Origin of the sequence: Fontibacillus forbon (assembly GCF_046559655.1) — a bacterium.
In the GTDB taxonomy this organism is placed as follows: domain Bacteria; phylum Bacillota; class Bacilli; order Paenibacillales; family Paenibacillaceae; genus Fontibacillus.
Genome location: NZ_JBKGFV010000011.1, coordinates 1 through 21,366, shown reverse-complemented (window position 1 = coordinate 21,366; position 21,366 = coordinate 1). Strand labels below are relative to the sequence as shown.

Below are 21,366 nucleotides of genomic sequence, written 5' to 3'. Positions count from 1 at the left end.
GTGACCTTGTTTGCAGCGCGAAATCCAAGTTAATGAAAAAGTTCCTTTTGGACCCGGCGTTCTGCTGAGTCTGCAGCACCTGTTCGCCATGTTCGGCAGCACCGTGCTTGTACCGAATCTGTTCGGGGTTGATCCCGGCATGATTCTGCTGATGAACGGTATCGGAACCCTGCTTTACATTTTCATCTGTAGAGGAAAAATCCCCGCTTACCTCGGTTCAAGCTTTGCTTTTATCTCCCCGGTAACCTTAGTTCTGGCTGCGCATCCGGGTAACGGCTACTCGCTCGCACTGGGAGCCTTCATTGTGACCGGCATCATCTTCGTGTTGATCGGATTGGTTGCCAAGTATGCCGGCACGTCCTGGATCGATGTCGTGTTTCCGCCGGCAGCCATGGGCGCCATCGTGGCCTTGATCGGTCTCGAACTGATCCCGGTAGCCGCCGGCATGGCAGGATGGATCTCGAAAAACCCTGCCGAGTCTTGGACCCCGGACTCGACCAGCATCCTGTTGTCCTTGGTTACCCTCGGTGTCACCGTGCTAGGTGCCGTTCTGTTCCGCGGCTTTCCAAAAATCATTCATATCCTGATCGGGATTGTTGTCGGCTACGTCCTGGCGTATATACTCGGAGAAGTGAATACGGCAGCGATCGCCGAAGCCAAATGGTTCTCGCTTCCTACCGTCACTACACCGCAATGGGATATTTCCGCGATCATTACCATTATCCCGGTTGCCCTGGTCGTAATTGTCGAACACATCGGGCATTTGCTCGTAACGAGCAATATCGTAGGTAAAGATTTATCCAAAGATCCAGGTCTGCACCGCTCGCTGTTCGGGAACGGGATATCGACCATACTGTCCGGCTTCGTCGGCTCCACCCCTAACACCACTTACGGTGAAAACATCGGGGTCATGGCGCTGACTAAGGTCTATTCCATCTTCGTTATCGGAGGTGCGGCCATCTTCGCGATCCTGCTTTCATTCTCCGGCAAATTTTCCGCGATCATCGCCTTTATTCCGGAGCCGGTCATGGGCGGTGTTTCCTTGCTTCTGTTCGGTGTCATCGCGGCTTCCGGTCTGCGTATCTTTGTAGAGCAAAAAGTCGATTTCTCCAAACCGACCAATATGCTGCTCGCGACCATCGTGCTTGTCATCGGGCTCAGCGGAACCAAACTGGCTATGGGCAATGTCGAACTGAAGGGGATGGCTTTGGCCACCATCGTCGGCATCGTGCTCAGCCTGTTCTTTAAACTGATTCAAGTGCTTGGCTGGTCCAACGATAAAGATGAAGCGGCTCACTAAACTTAAGCTAGAGTAATTGTGAACTAAAAAAGCTGTCTCTCAAGTGAGGTTTTCACTTGAAGACAGCTTTTTTTATTGGCAGCCATGTAAATTAATAATCGTAATGAACCAGAGAGAACACTTCAATTCCCGGCAGCTTTGCGCGTCCGTTCAATTCGCCGAGCTCGATCAGGAAAGCGGTGCCGACTACATTTCCCCCAAGCTGGCGGACAAGGTTAACCGAAGTTGAAATTGTACCTCCCGTAGCGAGAAGATCATCGGCGATCAGGACATTTTGCCCCGGTTGGATGGCATCGCTGTGCATAGCCAGCGTGTCCTTACCGTATTCGAGATCGTAACCTACTTCAATGGTTTCATAAGGCAGTTTGCCGCTTTTGCGGATAGGGACAAAGCCTACCCCCAATGCATAAGCAAGCGGTGCACCGACAACAAAGCCGCGGGCTTCCGGGCCGGCGATCAGATCGATCTTCAGATCGGAAACGAGCTCTTTCAATTGGTCGATCGCCAAACGGTACTTCTCCCCGTCGTTCAATAAGGTTGTAATGTCCTTAAAGCTGATGCCTGGTTGCGGGAAATCCGGAATGACCCGGATATAGTCTTTGAAATCCAATAAAATCTCCTCCTAGAATATATGCAAAGCTTAATAAGTATATGGTTATGAAGCCCCTTGTGTCCGGACTTGCATCCATTCCGTAATCTGCGGAACCTGCGCATGCAGCAGAATCCGTTCCATTTCTGCCAGCCGCCCCAGTTCTCTGTACCTCGTCGAAGTTTCCAATTCCCGCTTGGAGGGAGATGACGTCACCGTTACTATTCCCGAAGTTCTCGCAATAAAGCCAAGTTCCTCAAAAACGTCCAATGTCATGATAAGCATGCGTCCGGACAAGGAGGTGCGGGCTATTAGCGCGGTAATTAAATCTTCTTCCCTAAGCCCCTCGTGAGCAAGGCTTCTAAGCAGGGCGTATACTTTTTTAAATTTGTCCCGGGATGGCGGCTCTATCAATTCCTGGACCGGAGTTTTCGGATGCAGTAAGTATATTCTTTCCAGCGATCCGAACAAGGACAGCATACCGTTCCATTCCACAGGCGATTCCGGCATTTCTAAAATAAACAGCGTTTTGATGTCCTCAGACCCCTTTGGATCTGAACCTGAATCCGCCGGGCAAACGCCGACTCTCCTATCATATACCCAAATTGTGGGTTCATTCAAATCATGTCCCTTTAGAACCAAAGACCCGGGATTCACCACAGCCGCAGCCGTCCCCGGTCCGCAAAGATTCCATTTTGCCAGATTCCCGATCAGTTCGTTCATTTTGAGGGCGGGGGTTCGTGAGCCGCGATAATCATAGACCTGCAAATGGGAAATACCCAAATCCTGAATCAATAACTGCGGCTTGCGGGAACCGTTCCATTCGTTAATGCTTGCTTCCGCTACGATATCAAGCACCGCTTCTTCCGAAAGCAAGAAATCCAGATCGCCTTTCCCGAAGGCAACCGCCTCCACCGTTTTCCCGTTTTGGCTTAACGTCAGCCGCAAATGCTTGCCGTCCTTGCCCATCTGCCTGGATTCGATCAGTTTAGCGCCGCGGATCAGCAGGCGGGGACAAGGATTTTCCATTCCGAATGGAGCGAGCAGCTCCAATTGTTCAATGACCGGCAGGGTAATCTCCTGCAGAGAGCATTCCAGGTCATTATGCATGACCGGCATGAAATGCTCAGGCTGCAGCACCCCGGAGGCAAATTCATTCAGCCGCCGGTCGAAGTCGGCAAGCGACTCCCGGTGCAAGGACATGCCTGCCGCTGCAGGATGTCCGCCAAAATGGTCAAGCAGATCGGAGCAATGTGTCAGGGCCTCGTAAATGTCCAGACCTGGAATGGACCGGGCGGAGCCTTTACATTCCCCAGTCTCCGTATTAATGCCCAGGACGAGGGTCGGCCGATAATACCGTTCCAGAATTTTCGAGGCGACGATACCGACCACGCCGACATTCCATCCCTCTCCGGCGACGACAATCACATCGGGAAGTCTTCCAGCCGCCTCTTTCGCCTCCAGTTCAACCATCGCCTCTTGGACTATGGATTCGACCAGTGCCTGGCGCTGCTTGTTCAAGAGATCCAGATCAAAGGCAGCACGCTCGGCCTCCTCCATACTTTTAGTGGTCAGCAGTTCCACCGCTGTGCTGGCATGGCTCATCCGCCCACTTGCATTGATGCGCGGGGCGAGACCGAAGGCAACATTTGTAGCCGTCACTTCGCCGGATTTCCAGCCTGCGGTTCGAAGCAAAGCCGTCATTCCCGGAAAAGCAGAGTGCATCATAGACGCCAGCCCGTAAGTGACAATCACCCTGTTCTCGCCGGTAAGCGGCATCAAGTCTGCGATCGTACCTAGTGCCGCCAGCTCGGTCCATTCGGATGGAACTTCACTGCCCAGCAAAGCCAAGGCCAGCTTATAGGCAACTCCGACTCCCGCCAATCCCTTAAAGGGATAAGGACAGTAGGGAAGCTTCGGATTAATGAGTGAATAAGCAGCCGGAAGAACGGCCGGAGGCTCATGGTGATCGGTTACGATCACGTCCATTCCCGCACCTGAAGCGTAGGCGATTTGCTCCACGGCGCTGATACCTGTATCGACTGTGACTACTAAAGTTACTCCGCGCTCCCTGGCTTGCTCCAGGGCGTGAATATGCAGCCCGTAGCCTTCCTTGGAGCGATGGGGAATATAATATTCGAAGTCGGCTTGCAAATGCCGCATAAGATGGATCATCAGAGCGGTTGAGGAAACTCCGTCCGCATCATAATCCCCGTAAACTAAAATGCGCTCCCTATTGTCAACTGCCTGCCTGATGCGGGGAACCGCTTCTGCCATGCCGCTCAAGAGGTACGGGTCATGCAAATCTTCCATCGTGCCTTTAAGAAAGCGGGAGGCTGCCTGCGGATCTTCCATCCCCCGCGTAACCATCAGAGCAGCCAGCAGCGGGGGAATGTCCAATTGCTGCGCGAGTCTGGCGGCAACGTCTCCGTCGCAAGGGAGCGTCTTCCATTGGTATTTCGGCTGAAGCAAAATTACACCTTCTTTCTCGGCGCCCTATACTACTGAATCAAGGTCGGTAAGTCATCGCCGGACCCCTCGCAGTTGCTTTTATATGGATAACCGGGATCATAGGGCAACACTTGAATACTTACATCGCTGATATGCGAGAAGCGGTTCATGAGCAGCACTTTCGCCCGGCTCGCAATTTCGTTCGCTTCCATGACGGTAATCCGCGGATTCACGCTGATCCTGGCCGCGATCGTTACATAATGACCATTTTCCTGGGCTTTTAACTCATCCACGGTAATGACTCCATGCACCCGTTGAACGGTCTCAATAAAGCGCGTGGCGTCTTCCTCCTGCATTTCGGAGATCAAAGAACCGTATACGGATCCGCGCACCATCCGGAATACCCGCCAAAGCACCATGCATGCCACAAACAGCGCTACGGCTGGATCCAGATAGAGTAATACCGGCAATTCCATCGCTTGCCCGGCCATCGTTCCGAACACGCCGATCAGCACGGCGACGGACGAATACCACGAATAACGGTGTGTTTCAATGAGAAATTGCGTATGCTCTCCAGGCTGTTTCCGCGCTTGGCGGTATTGATACTGAAACAACGCTTCTTTTAGAGCTATCGATATTACAATGGCAACCCCGGCCATATAACCCGGAGGGACAAGTTCCCCTTTTGAAACAGCGGCAATCGAGGAGATTCCCATCTGAAAGCTCCCCATCAGCAAAAATACGGACAGGAAAATAACCAACAGCGGCTCTCCCGCGCCTCCCGGCAAAGATCCCGAATGGGCCGTTCTTCTTTTCATCAATTGCCGGTTAATTTTAAGTTTGTCCGACAGCATTGCGGCTGCGTCCGAAGCCGAATACAAAGCGTCAGCCAGCAGAGCCCGGCTGTCAAACAGCAGGCCCACCGTGCCCTTGAAAGCGGCCAAGACAATATGATTAGCAATACCGAGCCAAGCAGCTGAATCGGCTGGAGCGGCTTGTTCGCGTGACATATGAATCCTCCTGAAGCACTTTTTAAAGTATCCCTGCAAAAGTTATTGCAATGCGCTATTAACATATAGAATCGTAAAGCCGCGTCCATTTCGACGCGGCTCTACCATGCCAAACAAAAGGCAACATGGCCTTATTTAAGTTTTTAGGATGCTTTGGCCGGCTTATTTTTTTGTTTGCTTTTAAGAACGAACCACAGCGGGCTGGCGATGAAAATGGTCGAGTATGCGCCGAACAGAAGCCCGACGACCATAGCCAGCGAGAACATCCGGATAGACTCTCCGCCAAGCAGGAACAGGAAGAAGGCGGCGATAAAGACCGTCAAAGCGGTGTAAATGGACCGCATAATCGTCTGGGATATACTTTTGTTTACAAGATCGGCTAAATCGCTTGTCGTCTTCAGCTTGCTGAAGCGCAAGTTTTCGCGAATCCGGTCAAAGATAACGATCGTATCATTAATGGAATAACCGATGATGGTCAGAACGGCAATGATGAATGTCAAATCGACTTCGAAGCGGAAAATGGAGAAAACCGCGACGACCAAGAAAGCGTCATGCAGCAAGGATACGATCGCTGCCAGCGCGAAGCGCCATTCAAACCGGATGCTGACATAGATGATAATGCCAAGGCAGGAAATCAGCACGGCATAGATGGCATTTCTGGCCAATTCCTTCGCCATCTCCGGATCCACCGTATTGACTTCGAACGAAGCCGACTCGTCAAGCTTCGTAATTTCCTGTTTCAACTGGGATTCCTGATCCTCGTTAAGAACATTCGTGAAGCGGATAGTCATACGGTCATCGCCCGGACTTACCGATGTTCCTTCCGCAACGCCGAGTTTTTCCAGAATCGGATGGATCTGTTCCTCCGTCAGCTTTTGGGATGTCGTAATGTCCACATTGGAACCGGCCCGGAAATCGACGCTGTAATTCAATCCGAACAAGGACAAGCAAATGATCCCGACGACCGTCAATGCGATCGAGACCATGTAGCAATACTTACTAATATGCACAAAATTGAAGCTTTTCACGTTTTTATTAAAGCTCACGGATTTCACTCTCCTTTACACCGAAGTATTTCGGCTTCGACAATTTTCCTGCCTTAACCAGCAGGTTCAGAAGCCAACGGGAGAGATAAACATTCGTAGCGATACTGAGCACGATTTCCACGATCAGGACAAGGGCAAAGCCTTTGACGGCACCGGTCCCGAACCAGTACATGACAGCCGCAACGATAATGGTCGTAATATTCGAGTCCAGTACGGTACGCAAAGAATGCTTGTCCCCGGCTTTGACGGCGGACATGATGCTTTTGCCGGTCCGCATTTCTTCATGGATCCGTTCATTGGTAATGATATTGGCATCCACGGCCATCCCGATTCCGAGAATGAACGCCGCGATCCCCGGCAAGGTCAGGGTGAAGTCAGCCCATACAAACACTAGAATAAGCAGCCAAGTATGAACGATCAGTGTAAATGCGGCCACCAGACCGGGAACCCGGTACATACCGACCATGAACAGCAAAATGAACACCGAGGCGATCAAACCGGCTTCGATGGTTTGGTTGAGCGATTGCTTCCCAAGCGTAGCGCCGACGCTCTGCGAGTATTTCTCCGTCAACTGGAGCGGCAGGGCGCCGAGGTTGATTTGGTCTCTCAGTTCCTTGGCTTTATTAATATCGCCGCCCACGCTGATCGAGGCGGTTCCGTCAGTAAGGACAGCCTGTACTACAGGGTCGGAAACTAATGTATCATTCATATAGATGGCCAGCGGCTGACCAAGCAATCGCTTGGTCACTTCGGCAAACTTGTCTTTGCTCTTTACCTTGATGCTAACAAGGGGTTCATTCATCTGGTTAAATTCCAGCTTGGCCCCGTTTTCGGCAAAATCCGTACCGATCATTTCGATTTTGTTGTACTCGTCGGCGGTCTTCTCCGTTCCGTCTTTACTGCGGAAGGTAAGCGAAGCCGGCTCTTTCATTTGCTTGCGGACTTCAGCCTCGTCCGTTACGCCCGCCAATTTGAGGCGGATACGGTTCGTACCTTCGGTCGTAACCTCCGGTTCGCTGGTTCCCAGTTTATTTGCCCGTTCTTCCAGGCTTTGGGCTGTCTTCAGCAATGACTCCTTGGATACTTTGGCTCCGCCTTCCATCGGCGTCGCTTCATACAAAATCTCGAATCCGCCTTTTAAATCAAGGCCGAGATGCACATTGTTCAGCAAGCCGGGGGTTGACCAGGCCATAATGCCGGCAGAGACAACCACGACGGTTATGAATGCGATGATTCTTTTCATCCCGTACTTATTTCCCCTTTCAGTTTTCAATCTCTGTAAGTTTAAGAGGCAAGGCACCCAAATTGATCAGATCGCATAAATCCCTTGCAGCTTGCAGATCTCCTCCAATGGAGATGGAGGCACGACCGTCTGTCAGAACCGCTTGAATCATTGGATCCGAAATCAATATATCGTTCATAAAGATTGCCAGCTGCTGACCGAGCAGACGCTCCGTCACCTCCGCCAGCTTGTCCTTGCTCTTGAATTCAATGGCAACCATAGGCTCATTCACCTGGTTGTAAACCAATTCGGTTCCTTCTTTAATAAGATCCGATCCTGTCATTTCAACAACGTTGTATTCGTCGGCCGATGCCTCCGTACCGTCCTTACTTCGAAAAGTAAGCAAAGCCGGTTCCCCCAACCGCCTTCGGACTTCGTCCTCATCCGTAACGTCCGCCAGTCTGACACGGATTCGTTTGGTTCCGACAACCCTTATTTCAGGTTTGCTTAGTCCTAGTGCTTCGGCTCGCGCCTCAAGACTCTGGACGGTCATGATCAGCGCTTCTTTGGTTACCGGAGCCCCGCCTTCCATCGGCGTTGCCTCATACGTAATCACGAAACCTTCTTTATGATCAAGTCCGGAAGATTCGCTGCTTTGCGGGCCAGGGGATGAGCAGGCAGTGATTGCGGTGCCCATGATAACAAACATGACGGTTATGGATGCGAAGATCCTTTTCATCCGATACTCTTTTCCCCTTTCAAATCTCAATATTCCTATTATAGCGATGCATGAAAAGACCGTCAATTTATCAAATATTGTCGTTTTGATTCATCAATTTCATCATTCCAACAAAAAAGACCCCTTTCAATCGAAACGGGATCCACGATATGCGGAAATCGTCATGAAATTCATAAACTGGGTTGTTTTTAATGAAAGGATATCATTCACTAGCTGATATAAAGGCGGGATGCCGTTCTTCTCGTATTTCTGGCTGACGCAATCCCAGATATCAGGTCCAGTAACCTGCTCGTAACCGAGTAACCGGAACTCTTCCGCTTTGCTCCGGCATAAGCTTTCGATCGCTTCATTAAACTCCTGCTCGCCCATTTCGTCTTCAGCCATCATGATGCCTCCTTCCGTCTACCCGTCTTAATACATTCTACCTTATTTTTATGATTCCTGCATACGAACTATAAAAAGACAAGTCATGAATCCGGACAGGTCCAGCATATCCTTAGTAACAACTGCTAGTCTTGCTGGATATATCGCTTCTTTCGGGAGAGAGGGAACCATTTTGAACAAACAAACCTTTATCCAAGGCACCATGATCCTATTGGCTGCCGGTATCGTCAACCGTATTCTAGGGTTCATCCCCCGGATACTGTTGCCCCGGATCATCGGATCGGAAGGCGTTGGACTTTATCAGCTGGGATATCCGTTTTTTCTTGTCCTGGTCACGATCATTTCCGGCGGGATTCCCTTGGCCGTTGCCAAGCTGGTAGCCGAAGCGGAATCGTCCGGAAACCCCGAACGTTCGAAAAACGTTCTGCGGACGAGCCTGATCTTCGCTGCGGGAGCGGGAATATTATTTACAGTGTTGTGTATAGCAGGAGCTCCGCTTGCCAGCCGTTATATTTTGACGGACGCTCGGGTCTATCAAACCTTTGTCGCCATGAGCCCGATGATTGCTATCGTCTCTATCTCTTCGGTATATCGCGGTTATTTTCAAGGGAAGCAGGACATGATCCCTTCCGCCGCCTCCTCAATTTTGGAAACAATTGCCAGAATTATCTGCGTCCTGTGGTTTTCCTATCTATTGCTGCCGATGGGCATTGAGTATGCAGCAGCGGGAGCCATGCTGGGGGTTGTAGCGGGTGAAGTCGCGGGATTGGCGGTACTGCTCTGGCAGTATCGGCTGCTTCGGCGTCGGGAGAATAGCTCCGGTTCAAGTTCTGATCCCGCTTCCGCTAAGGGTTCCAGTCCCGCCGATGTGTTGACGCCCAAGGACAACTTGCCGTTCATGCCTATGCTTCGCAGAATTATGCGAATTGCCATCCCGGTCACCGGCGGTCGGTTGGTCGGATCCATGTCCTATTTGCTGGAATCGATCACAACGGCGCAAAGCCTGGCCATCGCCGGAATTGCAACCGCCGTGGCAACTTCCCAATACGGAGCGCTTCAAGGGATGATTATTCCGCTTCTCCTCCTGCCCGGTGCGCTCACATCCTCCCTTGCCGTCTCGTTGGTCCCTTCGCTTGCGGATGCCCAAGCAAGGGGCGATATAAAGACCATTCACCTTCGGCTGCATCAGTCGATTCGGCTAGCGCTGGTCACCGGCGCACCTTTTGCAGCCATTATGTATGTTTTGGCAGAACCCTTGTGTTTGCTGATCTACAACAACACCGAGATTGCTGGAATGCTGAAAATCATGGCACCGTTCGCGATTTTTCTTTACGCGCAAGCACCGCTTCAGGCGACATTGCAGGCGCTGGACAAACCTGGGCGAGCATTGATTAATACCTTGGTCGGTGCCGTCATAAAGATCGTTTTAATCTTCTACTTGGCTTCCAATCCCGAATTTGGCATCTACGGAGCGATTCTGGCGATCATAGTCAATTTTGTGATTGTAACTTTATTGCACGGGTACAGTGTGTACCGAACCATCCATTACCGTCTGCCGGTGTTGGATATAGTGAAGGTTTGCTGCGGAATGGTCATTATGGCTGGAGCGGCTACCTATCTTTACAATAATTTTGCGTTCAGCGATAGCCTCTGGTTGCAATTCATTTCCGCAGCCTTCGTATCGACGGTTCTATATATTCTTCTTGCCGGAATCATGGGATTGATCGACCTGCATGACATCAGACGGCTTCCCATTCTCCGCAAGTGGTTCCGGGGATGAGTTCAGGGGAAATTTTTGGGGTTGATATAAAGCCTTCCTTTATGATCGATAGAGCAGAAGAACACATCCTTAAAATCATGAATCCCCTTGGATTGAATTTGATTTTTTAACCAGAACCGGGTTTTTCCGATTTGCATCAGACTATTATCATCTACCTTCCCATCCAGAATGAGCGGTAAAGGAAGAGCTTCGTATTTTACTTTAGGAACCAGAGATGACAATGCCGAATCCCGCTTTTTATACGCTTTGCCGACGGGAACATTTTCAGAGCTTTCATTTTGTTCTTTGGGCAGAACACTGAGTTGCCCGCTGGTTTCAAGCACCGCAAATTCCACATCGGCTATACTATCTATATTTTTGGAGCGTAATTGCATGAGAAGGTCATCCATATTATAGCGTTGCTTCTTCATTTCCTCTTGATTGATATCGCCATTGCGTATAATTACGCTGGGTTTTCCGTCAAACCAAAGGCGAAGCTTGCGAAACCGCAAGGACAGAATGGCGATGCCGATTTGAATCAGCAGCAGAATGATCATAGGCACGATACCGTCATACAACGGACGGTTTTGATCCTCCAGGACAATAACCGCAATTTCGGCAACCATGATGGAAATAACGAGGTCAAAAATAGACAGTTGGCCGATTTCTCTTTTTCCCATGATTCTCATGACCACGAACACCATTACATACATAAGCAATGTACGAAAAATCATACCCGACAGGTGTGCCACCACAGCATTTCCCCTCCCTGCAATTGTCGTTCTTATAAGTCAAGGGTGTACTGGTATTCTGGCCTCGGTCATCACATTCCATGCCAAACAATATATTCCTTAAATTATGTTATTTCTGTCATATCGCCAGAAGCTTGGCCATAAAATGGGATATCAAGACTTGAATGGAGGATCACTTATGCATTTCATTCGACGTTTGGGTTCTTTCGGACTATCCCATCCCACCTTATCCGGTTTATGGTACGCTTTTTTCTGGATGATGGTCGGCGCTTTTGTCTTGTCCCTGCTTTTGCAGTCCAACATTTTGGAAGAAGAAAATCTGTCTTTGTACACTTATATTGTCCATGGTGTATCGCTGCTTGCTGGCGGAGTCGTGTCCGGAAAACGCGCCAAACAAAAAGGGTTATACCAGGGATCGATTACAGGCCTGATTTATGGAATTCTGCTGCTCTTGATCAGCTTTTTGGCCTTGGATAATTCACTGGGGCTTGGCGAGTTGGCATTAGTCGTGCCTGCGCTGTTACTGGGAGGCATCGGCGGGGTTTTCGGGGTGAATTTGAACAAGAAGTAAAAGAACTGCAAACTTCTACCTCCATCTCAATCACTATAGCTTTTCTGGCGGTTCGCTCGGGTAACCGCAGATGGGGATTTTTCGCATCGATCAGCGCTGTCATTATCGTGTTCTCCATCTTCTATTTAGGAATCCACTGGCTCAGTGATATGCTGGGAGGGTTATTCCTTGCCGGCGCCTCCTCTACGCCCGCTCTCAAATGGGCCTGACGCTGGAATCGCAGCTATGATGCCCGTGTTCTTATTTCTGCATAATGGCGAAAAAGCCGCGAAAACCTCAGTTGAGGCTTTCGCGGCTTTAATATTGCTATTCGCTTATCCTAACTTTCCGAAACTCGGTGACTGATCGCACTGCGGTCGAAAGTCACTTTCGTCGTATCATTGATGCGCAATACCACGACATCGTCGGCCAGTTCCAGGATCGTGCCGTGCAACCCGCCGATCGTGACGATCTTATCGCCTTTTTGAAGCGAATTGAGCATATTATTGCGGGTAGTTTGTTTTTTCTTCTGAGGACGAATCAGCAAGAAATAAAACACGGCAAACATAATTACGAGTGGAACGATAAACGAAATCAACGAACCGGTTCCGCTTGGTGTGCCTGCTGCTAATGGAAACATACATCCTTCCTCCTTTCAAATTTATAGCGTGGTTCCATTAAAATCCCTTTTCATTGCCAATCAGACCATACTGCTCAAAAAATTCATCCCGGAAGTCCAAAAGTCTGTCATCCATAATAGCCTGACGGACCTTGCCCATCAGATTGATCAGGAAATGCAGATTGTGGTATGTAGTCAACCGAAGACCGAACGTCTCATCCGCTTTAATAAGATGACGGAGATAAGCGCGGGAATAATTCCGGCAAGTATAGCATCCGCACTCCGGATCTAATGGTCCAAAATCGTTGGCATACTGAGCGTTACGGACAACCAGTCTGCCCTGACTTGTCATCGTGGTTCCGTTACGGGCAATCCGTGTCGGCAAGACGCAATCAAACATATCGACTCCCCGAATCGCCCCTTCAATCAGAGCATCGGGAGAACCTACCCCCATCAAATAACGGGGCTTGTCTGACGGCAACAGCGGCACCGTACACTCCAACATTTCATACATGAGATGTTTGGGCTCGCCCACACTCAGTCCACCAATAGCATACCCCGGAAAATCCAGGGAAGTCAAATCTCGGGCGCTTTGCTTTCGCAAATCTTCAAACATGCCGCCCTGAACGATCCCGAACAGCCCTTGATCATGCGGTCTGGCATGACTTTTCAGGCAGCGCTCCGCCCATCGGGTGGTCCGCTCCATCGATTTTTTTACATAATCGTAGTCGGCGGGATACGGGGCGCATTCGTCAAAGGCCATCATAATATCCGGACCGAGCGCGTTTTCGATTTCCATCACCACTTCCGGTGACAAAAACAGCTTATCCCCGTTCAAGTGAGAGCGGAAGTGAACGCCTTCCTCCGTAATTTTGCGCATTTCGCTAAGCGAAAACACCTGAAACCCGCCGCTGTCGGTCAAAATAGCGCGGTCCCAGTTCATAAATTTGTGAAGCCCGCCGGCTTCCCGGACAAGTTCATGACCCGGACGCAGGAACAAATGATAGGTATTGCTAAGAATGATCCGGGCATCCATTTCTTTCAATTCTTCCGGGCTCATCGTCTTAACGGTAGCCTGAGTCCCTACCGGCATAAATACCGGCGTTTCAATCGTGCCATGAGGCGTATGCACCCGACCCAATCTTGCTCCGGACTGTTTACATGTTTTGATATGTTCATAAGTTATCGCTGCCATTGTTATCATCCATCCTCTGTAGCCTTAGTAAATAAACATGGCGTCGCCAAAACTGAAGAACCGGTATTTCCGTTCGATCGCTTCCTGGTACGCCTTTAATATATTGTCCCGCCCCGCAAGCGCGCTGACAAGCATGACCAGCGTTGACTTGGGAAGATGAAAATTGGTGATCATCGCATCCACCAGGCCAAATTCATAACCGGGATATATAAAAATGCCCGTCCAGCCGCTGCTTTTCACGACGGGTCCGTCGCCGCATTTCCGGGCGACCGTCTCCAGCGTTCTCGCGGAGGTCGTTCCCACCGCGATGACGCGGCCGCCTCTGGCTTTGGTTTCGTTGAGCAGATCCGCCGTTTCCTGCGGAAGAACATAATACTCCTCGTGCATCACATGATCCTCAACGCGATCGACGGACATCGGACGGAAAGTTCCCAGCCCGACATGCAGCGTTACAAAAGCGATGTCTATGCCTTTGGCCCGGATTTCCTCCAGCAAGGACTCGGTAAAATGCAAACCGGCCGTCGGTGCAGCTGCGGATCCTTCATGTTTGGAGTAAACCGTCTGATACCGCTCACGGTCGTCCAGCTTTTCCTTTATATATGGCGGCAAAGGCATTTGCCCCAGCCTGTCAAGAATCTCATTGAAGATCCCTTGATAAGCGAAGCGAAGGACTCGTCCACCCATATCCCCTTCCGACTCGATCGTGGCTTTCAGCTCATCGCCAAAAACAATAATCGCGCCGATTTTCAGTTTTTTGCCGGGTTTCACTAGCGCCTCCCAGCGATCGTCGCCCAGGTTTTTGAGCAGAAGAACTTCCGCCTTCGCCCCTGTATCTTCTTTGACGCCGAACAAGCGCGCCGGAATAACCCGGGTGTCATTTAAGACTAATGTGTCTCCCGGCTGCAAGTATTCCACGATATCCGAGAAAAGTTGATGCCGGATGCCGCCATCCTGCTTATTTAAAGTCAGCAGCCGCGAAGCGCTCCGCTCCACGAGCGGAGTCTGGGCAATTAATTCTTCCGGCAGCTCAAAATCATACAAGTCCACATTCATAATCAGTACGCCTTCATTCCTTGACTATTGTCACATTTTGATAGTAGTGTTGCAGAATTTGCCGGTAATCATACCCCGCATCAGCCATTCCCTTGGCGCCCCATTGGGACATGCCGATTCCATGACCGTATCCTTTGCCGACGAACAAAAATTCGTTGCTTTGATCGATGACGCGGGCAACTCCGTTGCCGTCCATAACAACCATACTGCCTCCGGTCCAGGTTTTGACGCCGGATGACGTCAGCACCGGAGTGCCCGAGGCTGCCGTGCCGTTTGCGGTTACGCCTCCGGCACTCTGTACAGTATACCTTCCGGTAGCGGCAATATCAAACAGGGTGCTGGGCAGTCCGTTTAACGCCGAACGGAAAGCATCCGGGTATTTCACATCAAGGATTTGCCCATTCGCTTTAATCTGGATTACCCGACCCGAGGGTCCTCTTTGGGTAATCTCGAGATTCACGATCGGAGAGGAAAATTCGGTGGCTGTTTTGCCTTTTAACGACTTCAGCAATTCTGCCGAGCTATAAGGCCCCCGAATCCAGGAGTAGGCGCTCGATTCATCCACTTTATCAAGCACAATGGCTTGATCTCCCGGATTCAGCTTGGCTACGGGATCCACATCGGACTGAATTAACGGAAGCGGCCGAACCATGACCGAACTGGTGGTCACCGTCAGTTTGCTTAAACCCGCTGCCGTGGTCCCTCCGGACATGGCCGTATTGTCCTCGCGTACATAACCGGTCGCGCCGTTCGATAGAAGCACATGGTACCATGATTTTAAAGAAGCCTGCGTTACCTCATCTTCCTTACTCGGTACGCTGGAATACACGGAGTTGAAGCTGTTCCATGCTTCCGTGGAATCCGCGGTCACTCCGCCGCTGTTGGAGGAAAAAATCCCTTCAACGATTTTCCCGTCCGCCATCATCACTTCGCCGGCCGTACTGTCTACGGCCTGGGCAATGCTGTCGGCCTCTTTCTCGGTCCCATTATAAACTTGACTTAACGTCGTATCCACCAGACCGGCAATCTTGAATTTATTAAGAGAAGCATTATACAACGCGTAACTCCGGGCGGCAACCGCTTGCGCCTTCAACGATTCTTGAGGCCAGGAGGCCGACATCTCGGCCCCAAGGACCGAGTAAAGATATTGTTCCAACTGGACCTCATTGACGAGCGCGAGCTGTCCGTTATACCGGCTGATTTCAAAATCGCCGCGGTATTTGCGTCCGGAACGTTCGACAAGCTGGAGCAGAGAATCATCGCCATCACGGATCAGGAGAGCCGCATCATTGCCGCTAAGCTCATAGTGATCAACGGGTACCGGGCTATCCAGGTTCAGCGTTACATCGCTGCGAAGAATGATCGCGGCTCCCCCTTGCGAAACAGGCGACCAGGCTATTTGCGGAAATGTCTGAGCCAATTGAGCTTGTAGCGTACCCTGCTCGGTTTCATTGGCAGCGCCCCCCACCCAGACCGCATACTGCTGAGGTCCCGTCATAACCACAAAGGCCCCCGCCCCGGAGGTGTTTAATGTACTCAGAACAGCCTGCGCTTCTCCTTGACTGCCGAAGCTGCCGGCCGAAACATAATAATTGCCATGAACCGACGGCTTTTGGCCTTTTAGCCAGGCCGACACGGAGCCGGCGACTCTATCAACGGCTTTTTGGGCTTCAGCGGCGTTGGCATAGGGTCCCGTATAAATTTCGTACACCGTTCCCTCTGTGCTATTGCGGGCAAACGCCACAGGTTTGTCGGTCGTTCCCTGCAATTTTTTGACCGCTGCCGACACCGTCTTCCAGTCCGTGCTTTCCAGCGCTTTTACCTTATATCCGTCTACACTAAAGCGAGCGGATTGCCCGGGAGCTAGTTGAATCCAGTTCTCCGCTCCCGTCCGCGGTCCTGCGCCCCAGGCCGAATCCGCCTTTATAGTAACCGCCGGTGCGGTCGATTTATAGGTACTGCCGAGATCCAGATACATGGCTACCCGAACATGAGTGCCAGTGGCCGAATCCGCCGATGCCGGAAGCTGTATCGCGCCGGCCAGCAGTATTCCGGCAATGATTCCTTTTCCCCATCTGCTCCATTTGAATCCCGATAACGTTGATCTCACGCGGTTACTCCTCCTTCATGATGCCAAGCTTATTTCATGTTTCTTTTATTTTTCATCCGGAATCGGTAAGCCTAAATGATGGTACCCCGCCGGAGTCACAACCCGTCCCCGCGGCGTCCGTTGCAAGAATCCGATCTGCAGTAAATAAGGCTCGTATACATCCTCGATCGTCTGGCTTTCTTCGCCAATCGTTGCCGCGATCGTATCGAGTCCTACGGGGCCGCCCCGGAAACTCGTAATCATGGCACGAAGCATCTTATGATCGATCATATCCAGCCCCATCGGATCAACCTGAAGCATCTGAAGAGCTTCTCTGGCGATTTCAGGGGTGATCATCCCGTCGCCCCGAACCTGAGCATAATCCCTTACCCGCTTCAGCAGGCGATTCGCGATCCGCGGCGTTCCCCGGGATCGGAGCGCGACTTCATCCGCGGCATCACCGATAATCTCAATCCCCAAAATATCGGCATTGCGCGAAACAATATAGCTAAGCTCGTCCTGCGTGTAAAACTCCAGGCGGCTGACTACCCCGAAGCGGTCGCGTAGCGGAGCTGACAGCAGACCTGCGCGGGTTGTAGCGCCAACCAACGTAAATGGAGGCAGATCAAGCCGGACGGAACGGGCGCTTGGGCCCTTACCGATCATAATATCCAGCGCGAAATCCTCCATCGCCGGATAAAGAACTTCTTCCACGGTCCGGTGCAACCGGTGGATTTCATCGATAAACAGGACATCGCCTTCCTGTAGATTGGTCAACAAAGCGGCAAGATCACCCGGCCGTTCGATGGCTGGGCCAGACGTCGTCCGCAGATTTACGCCCAGCTCATTGGCGATAATATTGGCCAGCGTCGTTTTGCCAAGTCCGGGAGGTCCATATAGCAGGACATGATCCAGCGCTTCTTTCCGCATCTTTGCGGCTTCAATATATATTTTTAAATTCTCTTTGATTTGATTTTGCCCAATATACTCCGCCAAATAGCGGGGACGCAGGCTCAGCTCGACGGCTTGGTCTTCCATCATCAAGTTCGCGGATATGATCCGGTCATCCATCATCGCTTTCCAGCACCTCTTTCTCCCGGCCTGTTATCAACCTGCATACAGCAGCTTGAGGGCCTTTTTCATAACCGAATCGACAGCTTCGTCTTGACTCACCTGATCCTTCAGCTTGCTCCATACCCGGTCCAGTTCCGTTTCGGTGTATCCAAGCGCCTTCAATCCTTCTCTAGCCTCAGGCCAGCCCGGATTGCCGTCTTGGAAAGCCGCAGCAGCAGCCGGTTCGGGATCGAACAAGGAAGCCATGCCACCCATGCCCTCCAGCTTGTCCTTCAAATCCAGGATCATGCGCTGCGCAGTTTTTTTGCCGATACCTGGCAGCTTTGTCAAGAATGAAATATTCTCCTGATGGATCGCAGCCACTACCGTATCCGGGTTGCCGCCGCTTAAAATCCCCATTGCCACGCGGGGGCCTATCCCCGACACCTCGATCAGCTTACGGAACAGCTTCTGCTCCTCCCGGGTCGAAAACCCGAACAGCAAAATAGCATCTTCACGTACATGATGATGCGTATACACCGTAACTGTCTCCTGATTTTTGGCCGAGAAGGCATACGGGTTCAGACAGAAAACGCGATACCCTACCCCGTTGACGTCCAGCACAACGTATTCACTTTCAAGATGGGCAACCTGGCCCCGTAAAAAATCAATCATGACCTCAATACCTCATTCAATTTGGAATTTAATGTACAGGAGTGAGCGTGGCAAATTGCTACAGCTAGCGCATCCGCTACGTCATCCGGCTTCGGGATCGCCTGAAGCTTCAGGAACATCCTGGTCATTTCCTGTACCTGTCTTTTCTCAGCCTTCCCATAACCAACAATCGCCTGTTTTACCTGCATCGGCGTATATTCCGACACCGGGAGCCCCTTCTGCATCGCAGCCAGAATCATGACGCCCCGTGCCTGGCTAACCGACATCGCGGTCGTTACGTTGCGATTAAAAAACAGCTTCTCCAGCGCTACCGCATCCGGTTTATATTTGTCGATCAGTTGGACCATGCCTTCATACACATGAAGCAAACGTTCCTCTTCGGGCGTGTGTGCCTCCGTCTGAATGCAGCCGTATTGAACCGGAACACATTTGCTTCCTTGCTTATCAATAAATCCGAAACCAACAATAGCGATTCCGGGGTCTATTCCCAATATTCGCAAAGTTCAACCTCTCCCCAACCTGCTCAAGTCTTCCGAAACCTTTAACGTTAGATTGCAAAGGTCCGGCTTTATGTCCTGATAAGCGAACATATGTATTCACTTTATTATAACAAAAGATTACTGTTATTGAGGAAAAAGTTTGTATACCTGCCTAAAAGTAATCCGCCCACAATTGCATCAAAATTGAACACAGCAAAAAGAGACGTTAATTTTAACGTCTCTAAGCTTATACGCCCTACTGTTCGGTATGTTGCATTGTTTTTTCCGATGCTTCAACGGCAAAGTCGCTAAAGGTGGATAACACACTGTTATATTCTTCAACGTCCTGAATTCGTATGCCGCTGTTCAGCTGTTTCAGCACTTCCGAAGGAAGCGCGCTTTCCATCGTTTCTACATCAAGTTGAAAGAAAGTACGAATCACCTTTTCCTGCTTCGGCGGGCCCTCAAAAAGACTCAAATTCCCGTTTTTGTCGATGCCCACGTAGCCCTCGCGCTGGCAAATGTCGGACAGCCCTTGAACATGCTCGTCGAACCATACATCGCCGCCCGGGGCGAGCCGGCCGTTCCAAGCAGGGTGTTCTCTGGCTAATTGACTAATTTCCGTCGGTTTCATCAATCCGAGCACCAAATTTTCTTCACCGCAGGTATATATTTTATTCAAATGAACGATTCGGACTTGATTGGATTCACGGAGCTTCTCCAGCCAATCTTGCGAGGATTCCTCCGCTAACTGATCTTCCAGTTTACCGAACGTTTCCAGGACAAGCGGTTCTTTCATCATCAGCTTCTCCATTTGTTCTGACAGGAGCATGCCTAGCCATGCCATCAATGCCACCAAGACGCAAGCCCCAATGGTCCAAATAGCCCGTTTCCATCGTCTCCAACGTTTTCTGAGCTGCCTTCTGATATGAAAAATATTCACGGGGATCCCCTTCATTCGGAATTTTATGTATATTGTGACCGCCAAAGGGTGGAAATATACAACATCCGAAAAGGATCTCGATAAGTTCATCTGCATTAAGCACCGCATTGCTTCTTTGAGGCAAAATTTCAGAAAACAATAAAAAAACAGCCATCTGCGATGACTGTCTTTGATCGGGACGACACGATTTGAACATGCGACCCCCTGGTCCCAAACCAGGTGCTCTACCAAGCTGAGCTACGTCCCGATATATGCCGGTGAAGGGACTCGAACCCCCACGGTTTCCCTCACGATTTTGAGTCGCGCGCGTCTGCCAATTCCGCCACACCGGCCTATACAATTAAAAAATGGCGCGCCCTAAGAGATTCGAACTCCTGACCTTTTGATTCGTAGTCAAACGCTCTATCCAGCTGAGCTAAGGGCGCATATTATGGAGCGGACGACGGGAATCGAACCCGCGACCCTCGCCTTGGCAAGGCGATGCTCTACCGCTGAGCCACGTCCGCAAACTAATAATAAAACTGGTGAGCCATGAAGGACTCGAACCTTCGACACCCTGATTAAAAGTCAGGTGCTCTACCAACTGAGCTAATGGCTCGCATAAGCGAATCTAAGATGAAAATGGCGGAGCCGACGGGATTCGAACCCGCGGTCTCCTGCGTGACAGGCAGGCATGTTAGGCCTCTACACCACGGCTCCACACTAGTAATTTTCCATCCCTTAAAGGGATAATTGCGGGGGCAGGATTTGAACCTGCGGCCTTCGGGTTATGAGCCCGACGAGCTACCGGGCTGCTCCACCCCGCGTCAGTAAAAAGATATTAAGTTAATGGTGGAGGCTGAGGGGATCGAACCCCCGACCCTCTGCTTGTAAGGCAGATGCTCTCCCAGCTGAGCTAAGCCTCCATATGTAATGCACTTATTAAGAAAAATGGTGACCCGTAGGGGATTCGAACCCCTGTTACCTCCGTGAAAGGGAGGTGTCTTAACCCCTTGACCAACGGGCCATAATTTATTTTGGGGTCCCCAGAAAGTAATCGGAATATGCTTCAAAGCCATTCGTCACTTTCTGGGGAGTTGACTCCCCGAACAGGACTCGAACCTGTGACAACTCGATTAACAGTCGAGTGCTCTACCAACTGAGCTATCAGGGAACATTATGCTTGGCGGCGTCCTACTCTCCCAGGACCCTTCGGTCCAAGTACCATCGGCGCTGGAGGGCTTAACGGTCGTGTTCGGGATGGGTACGCGTGGAACCCCTCCGCCATCGCCACCAAACGGTTCAAGCGTCTTAATCGCTTGAAAACTGGATACGAAACGTGAATTTGCGTCTTAGTCTCCTCAAGTGCTCCTATCGGCTTGTTCAGCCTGACGCCACTTTTTGGAGTTGTTTTGGATAAGCCCTCGACCGATTAGTACCTGTCAGCTCCATACATTGCTGCACTTCCACCTCAGGCCT

The 21,366-nt window shown here is 50.8% G+C and carries 21 protein-coding genes, 10 tRNA genes and 1 rRNA gene; 4 read left to right on the top strand and 28 right to left on the bottom strand.

Annotated features, from left to right (window positions below; translation table 11 throughout):
- Nucleotides 1-10: 10 nt before the first annotated feature.
- On the top strand, nt 11-1,300 hold the full coding sequence (gene uraA, locus ACLB09_RS25020) for a uracil permease (protein ID WP_410772536.1): 1,290 nt from the start codon (nt 11-13) through the stop codon (nt 1,298-1,300).
- A 91-nt stretch (nt 1,301-1,391) separates the two neighbouring features.
- On the opposite strand, the gene ACLB09_RS25015 is transcribed toward uraA, so the two are convergent.
- The 7 genes from ACLB09_RS25015 to ACLB09_RS24985 form a co-directional block, all read right to left on the bottom strand.
- The gene (locus ACLB09_RS25015; protein ID WP_410772535.1) at nt 1,392-1,910 is read right to left on the bottom strand and encodes an adenine phosphoribosyltransferase; all 519 of its coding nucleotides are present in this window, start codon (nt 1,908-1,910) and stop codon (nt 1,392-1,394) included.
- A 45-nt stretch (nt 1,911-1,955) separates the two neighbouring features.
- Complete coding sequence (gene recJ / locus ACLB09_RS25010; protein WP_410772534.1) at nt 1,956-4,361, bottom strand: single-stranded-DNA-specific exonuclease RecJ; 2,406 nt, start codon at nt 4,359-4,361, stop codon at nt 1,956-1,958.
- 29 nt (nt 4,362-4,390) lie between these two features.
- A complete protein-coding gene (locus ACLB09_RS25005; RefSeq protein WP_410772533.1) occupies nt 4,391-5,350 on the bottom strand; it encodes a cation diffusion facilitator family transporter in 960 nt (319 codons plus the stop codon).
- Nucleotides 5,351-5,493: 143 nt separating this feature from the next.
- Entirely contained in the window at nt 5,494-6,336 is an 843-nt protein-coding gene (gene secF, locus ACLB09_RS25000) for a protein translocase subunit SecF (RefSeq protein WP_410772578.1), read from the bottom strand.
- A gap of 49 nt (nt 6,337-6,385) precedes the next feature.
- Entirely contained in the window at nt 6,386-7,639 is a 1,254-nt protein-coding gene (secD, locus tag ACLB09_RS24995; RefSeq protein ID WP_410772532.1) for a protein translocase subunit SecD, read from the bottom strand.
- A gap of 19 nt (nt 7,640-7,658) precedes the next feature.
- Nucleotides 7,659-8,357, bottom strand: coding sequence for a SecDF P1 head subdomain-containing protein (locus ACLB09_RS24990; RefSeq protein ID WP_410772531.1), 699 nt, complete (start codon nt 8,355-8,357; stop codon nt 7,659-7,661).
- 126 nt (nt 8,358-8,483) lie between these two features.
- A complete protein-coding gene (locus ACLB09_RS24985) occupies nt 8,484-8,741 on the bottom strand; it encodes a post-transcriptional regulator (protein ID WP_114494437.1) in 258 nt (85 codons plus the stop codon).
- A gap of 172 nt (nt 8,742-8,913) precedes the next feature.
- Between ACLB09_RS24985 and spoVB the strand changes: the two genes are divergently transcribed.
- Complete coding sequence (gene spoVB, locus ACLB09_RS24980) at nt 8,914-10,521, top strand: stage V sporulation protein B (protein ID WP_410772530.1); 1,608 nt, start codon at nt 8,914-8,916, stop codon at nt 10,519-10,521.
- A 2-nt stretch (nt 10,522-10,523) separates the two neighbouring features.
- Here the strand turns inward: spoVB and ACLB09_RS24975 are convergent, their stop codons facing one another.
- Nucleotides 10,524-11,234 (bottom strand): DUF421 domain-containing protein, encoded by a 711-nt coding sequence (locus tag ACLB09_RS24975; protein ID WP_410772577.1) that lies wholly within the window; start codon nt 11,232-11,234, stop codon nt 10,524-10,526.
- 196 nt (nt 11,235-11,430) lie between these two features.
- Here ACLB09_RS24975 and ACLB09_RS24970 point away from each other — a divergent pair, with 196 nt between their 5' ends.
- On the top strand, nt 11,431-11,823 hold the full coding sequence (locus tag ACLB09_RS24970; protein WP_410772529.1) for a TIGR04086 family membrane protein: 393 nt from the start codon (nt 11,431-11,433) through the stop codon (nt 11,821-11,823).
- Nucleotides 11,754-12,032 carry a phosphatase PAP2 family protein gene (locus tag ACLB09_RS24965; protein WP_410772576.1) on the top strand — a complete coding sequence of 93 codons (279 nt, stop codon included), beginning with the start codon at nt 11,754-11,756 and terminating at the stop codon, nt 12,030-12,032. The genes ACLB09_RS24970 and ACLB09_RS24965 overlap by 70 nt, the downstream gene beginning before the upstream one ends.
- A gap of 110 nt (nt 12,033-12,142) precedes the next feature.
- Here the strand turns inward: ACLB09_RS24965 and yajC are convergent, their stop codons facing one another.
- From yajC to rrf, 20 genes are all read right to left on the bottom strand, one after another.
- Entirely contained in the window at nt 12,143-12,442 is a 300-nt protein-coding gene (gene yajC, locus ACLB09_RS24960; protein WP_410772528.1) for a preprotein translocase subunit YajC, read from the bottom strand.
- Nucleotides 12,443-12,479: 37 nt separating this feature from the next.
- Nucleotides 12,480-13,616, bottom strand: a complete 1,137-nt coding sequence (tgt, locus tag ACLB09_RS24955; RefSeq protein ID WP_410772527.1) for a tRNA guanosine(34) transglycosylase Tgt — start codon at nt 13,614-13,616, stop codon at nt 12,480-12,482.
- 24 nt (nt 13,617-13,640) lie between these two features.
- Nucleotides 13,641-14,669, bottom strand: a complete 1,029-nt coding sequence (gene queA / locus ACLB09_RS24950) for a tRNA preQ1(34) S-adenosylmethionine ribosyltransferase-isomerase QueA (protein WP_410772526.1) — start codon at nt 14,667-14,669, stop codon at nt 13,641-13,643.
- Nucleotides 14,670-14,682: 13 nt separating this feature from the next.
- The gene (locus tag ACLB09_RS24945) at nt 14,683-16,779 is read right to left on the bottom strand and encodes a SpoIID/LytB domain-containing protein (RefSeq protein WP_410772525.1); all 2,097 of its coding nucleotides are present in this window, start codon (nt 16,777-16,779) and stop codon (nt 14,683-14,685) included.
- Between the two features lie 45 nt (nt 16,780-16,824).
- Nucleotides 16,825-17,829: a Holliday junction branch migration DNA helicase RuvB gene (gene ruvB / locus ACLB09_RS24940; RefSeq protein ID WP_410772575.1), complete on the bottom strand. Its 1,005-nt coding sequence runs from the start codon at nt 17,827-17,829 to the stop codon at nt 16,825-16,827.
- A gap of 36 nt (nt 17,830-17,865) precedes the next feature.
- The gene (ruvA, locus tag ACLB09_RS24935; RefSeq protein ID WP_410772524.1) at nt 17,866-18,486 is read right to left on the bottom strand and encodes a Holliday junction branch migration protein RuvA; all 621 of its coding nucleotides are present in this window, start codon (nt 18,484-18,486) and stop codon (nt 17,866-17,868) included.
- On the bottom strand, nt 18,483-18,986 hold the full coding sequence (gene ruvC, locus ACLB09_RS24930; protein ID WP_410772523.1) for a crossover junction endodeoxyribonuclease RuvC: 504 nt from the start codon (nt 18,984-18,986) through the stop codon (nt 18,483-18,485). Before ruvC ends, ruvA begins: the two co-directional genes overlap by 4 nt.
- Nucleotides 18,987-19,221: 235 nt before the next feature.
- The gene (locus tag ACLB09_RS24925) at nt 19,222-19,767 is read right to left on the bottom strand and encodes a BofC C-terminal domain-containing protein (protein ID WP_410772522.1); all 546 of its coding nucleotides are present in this window, start codon (nt 19,765-19,767) and stop codon (nt 19,222-19,224) included.
- On the bottom strand, nt 19,730-20,104 hold the full coding sequence (locus ACLB09_RS24920) for a hypothetical protein (RefSeq protein ID WP_410772521.1): 375 nt from the start codon (nt 20,102-20,104) through the stop codon (nt 19,730-19,732). Before ACLB09_RS24920 ends, ACLB09_RS24925 begins: the two co-directional genes overlap by 38 nt.
- Nucleotides 20,082-20,155 (bottom strand) — tRNA-Pro (locus ACLB09_RS24915). Before ACLB09_RS24915 ends, ACLB09_RS24920 begins: the two co-directional genes overlap by 23 nt.
- A 5-nt stretch (nt 20,156-20,160) precedes the next feature.
- A tRNA-Leu gene (locus tag ACLB09_RS24910) sits at nt 20,161-20,240 on the bottom strand.
- Nucleotides 20,241-20,256: 16 nt separating this feature from the next.
- Nucleotides 20,257-20,333 (bottom strand) — tRNA-Arg (locus tag ACLB09_RS24905).
- Between the two features lie 6 nt (nt 20,334-20,339).
- Nucleotides 20,340-20,414 (bottom strand) — tRNA-Gly (locus ACLB09_RS24900).
- Between the two features lie 16 nt (nt 20,415-20,430).
- A tRNA-Lys gene (locus ACLB09_RS24895) sits at nt 20,431-20,506 on the bottom strand.
- A 24-nt stretch (nt 20,507-20,530) separates the two neighbouring features.
- A tRNA-Asp gene (locus ACLB09_RS24890) sits at nt 20,531-20,607 on the bottom strand.
- Between the two features lie 33 nt (nt 20,608-20,640).
- Nucleotides 20,641-20,714: transfer RNA gene (locus ACLB09_RS24885), tRNA-Met, on the bottom strand.
- Nucleotides 20,715-20,737: 23 nt separating this feature from the next.
- A tRNA-Val gene (locus ACLB09_RS24880) sits at nt 20,738-20,813 on the bottom strand.
- Nucleotides 20,814-20,839: 26 nt separating this feature from the next.
- Nucleotides 20,840-20,914, bottom strand: a tRNA-Glu gene (locus ACLB09_RS24875).
- 74 nt (nt 20,915-20,988) lie between these two features.
- A tRNA-Asn gene (locus ACLB09_RS24870) sits at nt 20,989-21,061 on the bottom strand.
- Between the two features lie 7 nt (nt 21,062-21,068).
- Nucleotides 21,069-21,185, bottom strand: a 5S ribosomal RNA gene (gene rrf, locus ACLB09_RS24865).
- Nucleotides 21,186-21,366: the final 181 nt, after the last annotated feature.